This is a genomic window from Pontibacterium sp. (genome assembly GCF_964228735.1).
Lineage (GTDB): Bacteria > Pseudomonadota > Gammaproteobacteria > Pseudomonadales > Balneatricaceae > Pontibacterium.
Window position 1 is genome coordinate 48,798 of the sequence record NZ_CAXRBQ010000082.1, and the last position, 6,383, is coordinate 55,180.

6 protein-coding genes and 1 tRNA gene are annotated in these 6,383 nt (G+C 52.2%); all 7 read right to left on the reverse strand.

The window, feature by feature from the left end:
• Window positions 1-50 precede the first annotated feature (50 nt).
• Complete coding sequence (locus ACEQ15_RS09040) at window positions 51-434, reverse strand: winged helix-turn-helix domain-containing protein (RefSeq protein ID WP_370278818.1); 384 nt, start codon at window positions 432-434, stop codon at window positions 51-53.
• A 126-nt stretch (window positions 435-560) separates the two neighbouring features.
• Window positions 561-636, reverse strand: a tRNA-Ala gene (locus tag ACEQ15_RS09045).
• A gap of 122 nt (window positions 637-758) precedes the next feature.
• Window positions 759-2,267, reverse strand: a complete 1,509-nt coding sequence (gene gltX, locus ACEQ15_RS09050; RefSeq protein ID WP_370278819.1) for a glutamate--tRNA ligase — start codon at window positions 2,265-2,267, stop codon at window positions 759-761.
• Between the two features lie 132 nt (window positions 2,268-2,399).
• The gene (locus ACEQ15_RS09055; RefSeq protein WP_300425262.1) at window positions 2,400-3,017 is read right to left on the reverse strand and encodes a hypothetical protein; all 618 of its coding nucleotides are present in this window, start codon (window positions 3,015-3,017) and stop codon (window positions 2,400-2,402) included.
• A gap of 70 nt (window positions 3,018-3,087) precedes the next feature.
• Window positions 3,088-4,878, reverse strand: a complete 1,791-nt coding sequence (locus ACEQ15_RS09060; protein WP_370278820.1) for a lipase family protein — start codon at window positions 4,876-4,878, stop codon at window positions 3,088-3,090.
• 151 nt (window positions 4,879-5,029) lie between these two features.
• Window positions 5,030-6,130 carry an AraC family transcriptional regulator gene (locus ACEQ15_RS09065; RefSeq protein ID WP_370278821.1) on the reverse strand — a complete coding sequence of 367 codons (1,101 nt, stop codon included), beginning with the start codon at window positions 6,128-6,130 and terminating at the stop codon, window positions 5,030-5,032.
• 51 nt (window positions 6,131-6,181) lie between these two features.
• A partial coding sequence (locus ACEQ15_RS09070) for a hypothetical protein (RefSeq protein WP_370278822.1) occupies window positions 6,182-6,383 on the reverse strand: 202 nt, incomplete at its 5' end.

Genomic DNA, 6,383 nt, shown 5'->3' on the forward strand with positions numbered 1-6,383 from the left:
TCCAGATGAATATAGCGTTAGCCATACCACCCCCTAGACGAGAACAGTTTTCAGTCTAAGTGAATATCCTGAGCAACAAACTGACTGATTTGCTGCATCTCCTCGGACACTTGCAGTTTTTCCTCCAACTGGTGGTACAGGGACAATACCTGCTGCCCCATCTCAGAAACACCCGCGCCACCACCGCCTTTGCCGCCCTGCGCGGTCTCTACCAATGGGGAAGCAAAACAGCGGTTCATCGTTTCCACCAACAACCACGCACGTCGGTAGCTCATACCCATTCTGCGTGCGGCGGCGGAGATCGAACCGGTCTCCTCAATCAGCTCTAACAACTCGACCTTACCCGGCCCAAGAGCGATATCTTCACCCAACTGCAAACGAATACGCGCATTTAGTTCTGGCAATTTACCGTCAGATTCTGCGGAAAGACTCATACTGACCACGCACGACTCAAGTAGACAAAATTAAGTTCAGAAAGAGATAACAGGATACATCCAAAGACACTTAACAGTCTTGATATAGGATATAAACAAAGGAGAATAGGAGTAGATAGGAAGGATTGGTGGAGCCTAGCGGGATCGAACCGCTGACCTCAACACTGCCAGTGTTGCGCTCTCCCAGCTGAGCTAAGGCCCCGTCTCAAAACGTGCGCGTATCTTACTCACGCACCCTATGGGTGTCAACATCAAGATAGGAAATAATTCAGATAAACAATAACTTACAGACGGATGGGAATCCCCCACCCGTCTGCCACCCGATCACTGATCCGCTACTGCCGCAGCGATAGCAGCCACCATGGACTGATAGTCTTTTTCCATTTTCTTCAGTTTCTTTTTGCCTGGCGCACCAAGAACCTCAACCGCATGACGAACACGGGAACGGCTCATATCAGGCCCCAGCAGCGCCATGGTATCCAGTACAGAAATCGTCGATGTGGTACCAGCAATGGCCATGAAGAATGGGGACAGGAAGTCACGGATCTTCACGTCCATCTGACGCGCCAGCCCGAACAGAGCCTCTTCGATACTTTCTTTTGACCAGTGACGGACAGATTCAAGCTGCCACAGCCCATACTGCAGGATCTCGACTGTTTTATCCTGATCCAATGTCTTATGAGCAAAATCATCCACTGTCAGCGGAGTCATCCCAGCGAGAAAATGCCCGGCCAGAGGTGCAACATCAGAGAAGACTTCAACACGGGGCTGAATATGAGGAATCACGGGCAGTGTCCGCTCAGGGCGAAGTCCCCAGGCCGCAAACTTCTCAGCAAACGCTTCCGGCGAAAGTTCACGCAACCACAGACTGTTCAGCCAGCGTAGCTTCTCAACATCAAACACCGGGCCACCAAGTGATACGCGCTGAATATCGAAATGCTCAAACATCTCGTTGCGGGAGAATTTCTCGCGCTCGTCCGGCATGGACCACCCCATGCGCCCGAGATAGTTCAGCAGCGCTTCTGGCATAAAGCCCATGCGCTCATAGAACATGATCGAGGTCGGGTTCTTACGCTTACTGAGCTTACTCTTGTCAGGATTACGCAGAAGCGGCATATGACAGAGCTTCGGCATTTCCCAACCAAAGTATTCATACAGCAACTTATGCTTAGGCGCAGAGCTGATCCACTCTTCACCGCGGATGACGTGGGTAATCTCCATCAGGTGATCATCAACCACGTTCGCCAGATGATACGTTGGCATACCATCAGACTTCAGAAGAATCTGCGCATCGACCTGAGACCAGTCCAGCTCGATATCGCCACGTAGCATGTCCTGGACAACACAGGTCCCCTCTTCTGGCACCTTCATCCGGACAACATAAGGAGCACCAGCAGCTTCGCGGCTGGCAACCTCATCTGCTGGCAGCTCGAGATCAGAGACCTTAAGCGCCGTCTGATGTCCGCTTTCCTGTTTCTGCAGGCGCAGTGCATCGAGTTCTTCTGCTGTGCGGTAGCACTTAAACGCAAACCCCTTATCCAGAAGTTGCTGCACATGCTCCTCGTAGATCGCACGACGCTCACTCTGGCGATAAGGCCCATGCTGACCACCGACGTCAGGGCCTTCATCCCACTCGACACCCAGCCAACGCAGGCTATCGAGAATTGCCTGTTCTGATTCAGGGGTGCTTCGTACCTGGTCAGTATCTTCAATACGCAGGAGGAATTGACCACCATGCTGGCGGGCAAAAGCCAGATTGAATAAGGCAATATAGGCGGTGCCTACATGAGGATCGCCGGTCGGCGAAGGCGCTACGCGGGTACGGACAGTCATGATAAGTCTCAGATAAAATCAAACTGCGCCGATTATAGAGAATTCGCAGTTCGAATGCATGACAGAACCGGATTATTCAGACGTGGATAAAAAAGAGGCGGGGCCGCCGGACCCACGCCTTAAAAGGGAACTTCAGGAAGATGCCTGATCAAAACCGAACTGAACGCCAATCCGGGCGGCTTCTTCACCCGCCCGCTTTCTCAGCTCGGCCGGGTCATTTAATACGGAGGACAGTACCCGGTACTGGAGTGACTGTGCTTTTTCTTTCGACATATCCTGATTCACAACACGCGCGGGAATCAGACTGAGAACTGCGTCTGCCAGGGCTTCACGCTGCTGGGGGTCAGTTTCTTTCTGCCACAACTCCAGGCGTTTATTAAACCGGATCAGATTGACCAGACGGAGTAATTCAGTATCAGGGTTTTCATTCTGAGCAGAGACTGAGTTAAGAATCAGCCACTCTGCCGGAGAGACAAATTCAGGACGACCATTCACCGAAGTGAGATCAGTTTCCCGCGACGAATCTTCCCTGGCTGCAGCGAGCGCATCTTTCTGCATGTCAATCAAAGTATCAGGACTCATAACAGACAGTTGTTCTGCGCTGTAGCTTTCCGTTGCTATTGCCACGCTGTTGTCTGTGACACCCTGCCCTGCAACCTTCACCAGATCATCTGATTGCGTAAACAGATAACCACCTGTGATCGCTGCAACGACAGCTACCGAGAGACCGAGTGTTAAAGGCTTAAACATAGACCACCTCTGGGTTGTGATTGTGACGGAAAAATGGCCGGGGAATCCCCCGGCCACTGGCAGCGACTGTTTACAGGCGCTCTGGTGCTGGCGGTACAACGCGGAAGCTGTACTGCTGACCAGGGCCAGCCACAAGGCTGTTAAACAGTGCGGTCATCCAGCCACACTCAAGCTCAGAGAACTCAGTCACACCTTCAAACACGATGCCACCGGCACCGAAATCAGAGATAGGACCCTGATAGTTCAGGTCAAAGGTTGCAGGTTCAATGGTTTTACAGTTGAACGGGATCGGCAGCCAGCTGAAACCAGCGGTGTTGATCAGTACGTTCGCCTGAGTAGAACCGTTGATGGCGAGAATGCCGTCACGGCTCAGCTGAGTAGTCGCTTCAATCTGACCTACTGGCTCAACTGACAGACCGACAGTGAGGTTGATCAGAATTTTCAGCTTGGCGTAGAAGTCCGGAACGTACAGATCACCAACCAAGCTCTCATCAGTGATGTTTGCATCGGCAGTAATCGTTGTATCTTCCGGCAGTTCAACCGTCTGATCCAGTGTTGCCAGGTGCAGTTCTGCATCCAGGTTCCACTCATCCAGAGTCACGATAAAGTCACCGCCACCAGGATTCGCGTTAGACACAGGGTTTGCAGACAGGCTGTAACAGCTGTTACGTGGGTCCTGTCCAGCAAAACGCTCATCCAGCCAGGTCAGAACTGTAGGTGCCGCCTGGAACAGAGTTACGATGTGCTCACTTGGGTATACATCGTAGGTCACTTTGTCGAAGCGACGGCAGTAGTCTTTCTTCAGCTCGACGCTCTGCTCAATCGGAATGAACTCATCCGCAGTACCGTGGTACAACAGCACAGGCACGTCTGCACCTTCACCGCCCAGATTCTGTTCATTGATACGCTGACCTATAGATGGGATCTGCAGCAGCTCATCCAGATCTTTATTACCCACAGTGTAAGAGCTGAGAGACTCGTTCATGTAGTCGAACAGGAACTCAAAAGTACACTTGGTCTTGTAGTCAGCGATCGCGGCTTTACCGTTGGCGCTGGCCAGCTGATCTACCGGGATGTCTGCAGGATACTGCTCAGCCAGACCGATAATACCGCCCAGCAGGAAGGAAGCACCGGTGCTGCCGTTCAGGTAATCAGCCACAACCGGGAAGTCTGCAGGCGTTCCACCAGAAGCGACACCAACCAGATCAAGGTGCGGCGCATATTCGTCGGCAATCTGACCAACCCAGGCTGCCGTCTGACCGCCCTGAGAGAAGCCCCAGACAGCAGAAGGCGCATTCAGGTCGATGCCAGCGTGTGGGATCTGAGACGCAGCGCGGAAAATATCCAGTGCAGCGTGTGCCTGAGACTCACCTGCCAGATAGGTAGGTGTCGCACCCGTGGTGTAACCCTGATAGTCAGTGACCAGTACCGCGTAACCTTTTTCGAGTGCCGCGCGGATGTTGCGGATTTCATAATCCGTACCCGCCTGCAGCTGCATAGATGGCGCACAGCTCTGATCCAGACCATGAGTACCCACGGCATAGCTCAGAGTCGGGCGATCGCCAGCACCTGTCCAGTCAGTGCTAGGCAGCAGAACCGTACCGGTAACAGCGTTCTGAGCACCCAGGGAGTCAGTGGAGCGGTACATAACGTTGTACGCTTTAGCCAGTGCAGCACCCGCACCCAGATTAACTGTCGCGTTGCGGTACCAGATCAGGTCGCCGTTCTGCGTTGTGTTAATGGATGGGACATCGTAGAAATCCATACCGGATGGACCTTCAACAGCCGCCTGTGCTGCCACAGGAGCCATCAGCGCTGCGCTCAGAGCAAGTGCACTGGCCTTCAGTTTGAAGTCAGACATAAGTGATAACCTTTAATCATTATTTTTATTAACGGACGGATGATTCCGAACCTGTTAATTAACATAACGCTGCAGGTTAACGTGGCGCTTGCCCTTCCGGGACAGTGATCGGTTGAATGTGGCCAGGCCTGAAATTCTTTTAACGGCGCTCTCAGGTTCTGGCCTGAATAGACGCCATATATTCTTTCGGGGACATTGATGTCCAACGACGAAACGCTTTCGCAAAGGCCGACGAATCAGCAAATCCCAACAGGTGAGCAAGCTCTGTAATGGAATCCCCTCCGCGTGCAAAATACTCCCGTGCGAACTTCTGGCGCACAAAATCCAGTTCCTGCTGGTATGACGTGCCATCGTCTTTCAGTTTACGGCGCATAGTACGTCCGCTCATTCCCAGCTCGCTGGCAGCACCTTCGAGAGAAGGAAATGCGCCGTAATAACGAATCAGCAACCGTCGCAATCTGAGCGGCAGATACTTCATTGCTTTCGTCGGAATATTTTCAAACAACGACTTTTCAGCCGTCATGGCCATCAGGCGATTGGCCAGGGGAAGTTCATGCTCTGCCAGCATGGATTTACCGATAATTCTCGATTGCGGACAACCAAACTCGACCGGGCATTTAAAATATCGGCGATAGATATGTCCCCACTCGGGCTCTGCGTACGCCAGCTCAACTTTCGTGGGCATCAGATGAGGATCGTTAGCCACCAGATCGCGGAAAATATTATAAAAACTGACCAGATTCAGCTCAACGAAGAAGTGTGTATAGGGCGCCAGAGGAATATTTTCGTCAATACAGAACCAGCCCGTATCACCATCCAGCGTTACACTCATTTCAAGCGGCGGGAACAGTTCGCGGCAAAACCGGACCACTGCCTGCCCGCAATCCCATAGCGTTGGCTGAGTCACCGCTGCCAGGCCAGCCATTCCGTGATGCGACACTGTCATCAGGTTTCCGATAGCCAATCCAACATAGGGCATATCAAGCGCACTCACCACCTGATCTACCAGCTTCAGAACCTGACGGGCAGACACAAACATACCGACCCCATCTTCATCACCGGGATCGATCCCCGCTTTCTGAAGCATAGATTTAGGATCCAGCCCTGTGATGGCAGACATCAGATCATCCGGATTATCCGGAGTGATTCCCGTCCGCTTCGTTAGCCAGTCGGCATCGACTTCAATCGACTTTTTCAGATTAAAGTAGGTCTGGATGTGACCCAGAGGTATGCATTTCGTATCAAGATCCATAACCGGTACCGGACGCTGATTTTTATTTTTGTGCGGCGTACACCCGAGTCATCAGAATACACCTGCAGAAACTTCAACAGCAATGACAATCCGGATAATCCCGGACTGGATGGCCACAAATAACCGAAATTCAGCCGGGACAAACCCCGAAGAAAATAAGGTTGCGTCTAATAAACGGTGTTTTGAGCCAAATCCACTGGCCGGATTTATACATTCAGCACTTAAGACGGGTTTATTATCCGTACACAGGTCT

Bases quoted from the DNA above. Each gene is read 5' to 3' on its own strand.
- ACEQ15_RS09055 (WP_300425262.1), bottom strand. From the start codon at position 3,017: ATGTTTAAGCCTTTAACACTCGGTCTCTCGGTAGCTGTCGTTGCAGCG.
- ACEQ15_RS09065 (WP_370278821.1), bottom strand. From the start codon at position 6,130: ATGGATCTTGATACGAAATGCATACCTCTGGGTCACATCCAGACCTAC.
- ACEQ15_RS09060 (WP_370278820.1), bottom strand. From the start codon at position 4,878: ATGTCTGACTTCAAACTGAAGGCCAGTGCACTTGCTCTGAGCGCAGCG.
- ACEQ15_RS09040 (WP_370278818.1), bottom strand. From the start codon at position 434: ATGAGTCTTTCCGCAGAATCTGACGGTAAATTGCCAGAACTAAATGCG.
- gltX (WP_370278819.1), bottom strand. From the start codon at position 2,267: ATGACTGTCCGTACCCGCGTAGCGCCTTCGCCGACCGGCGATCCTCAT.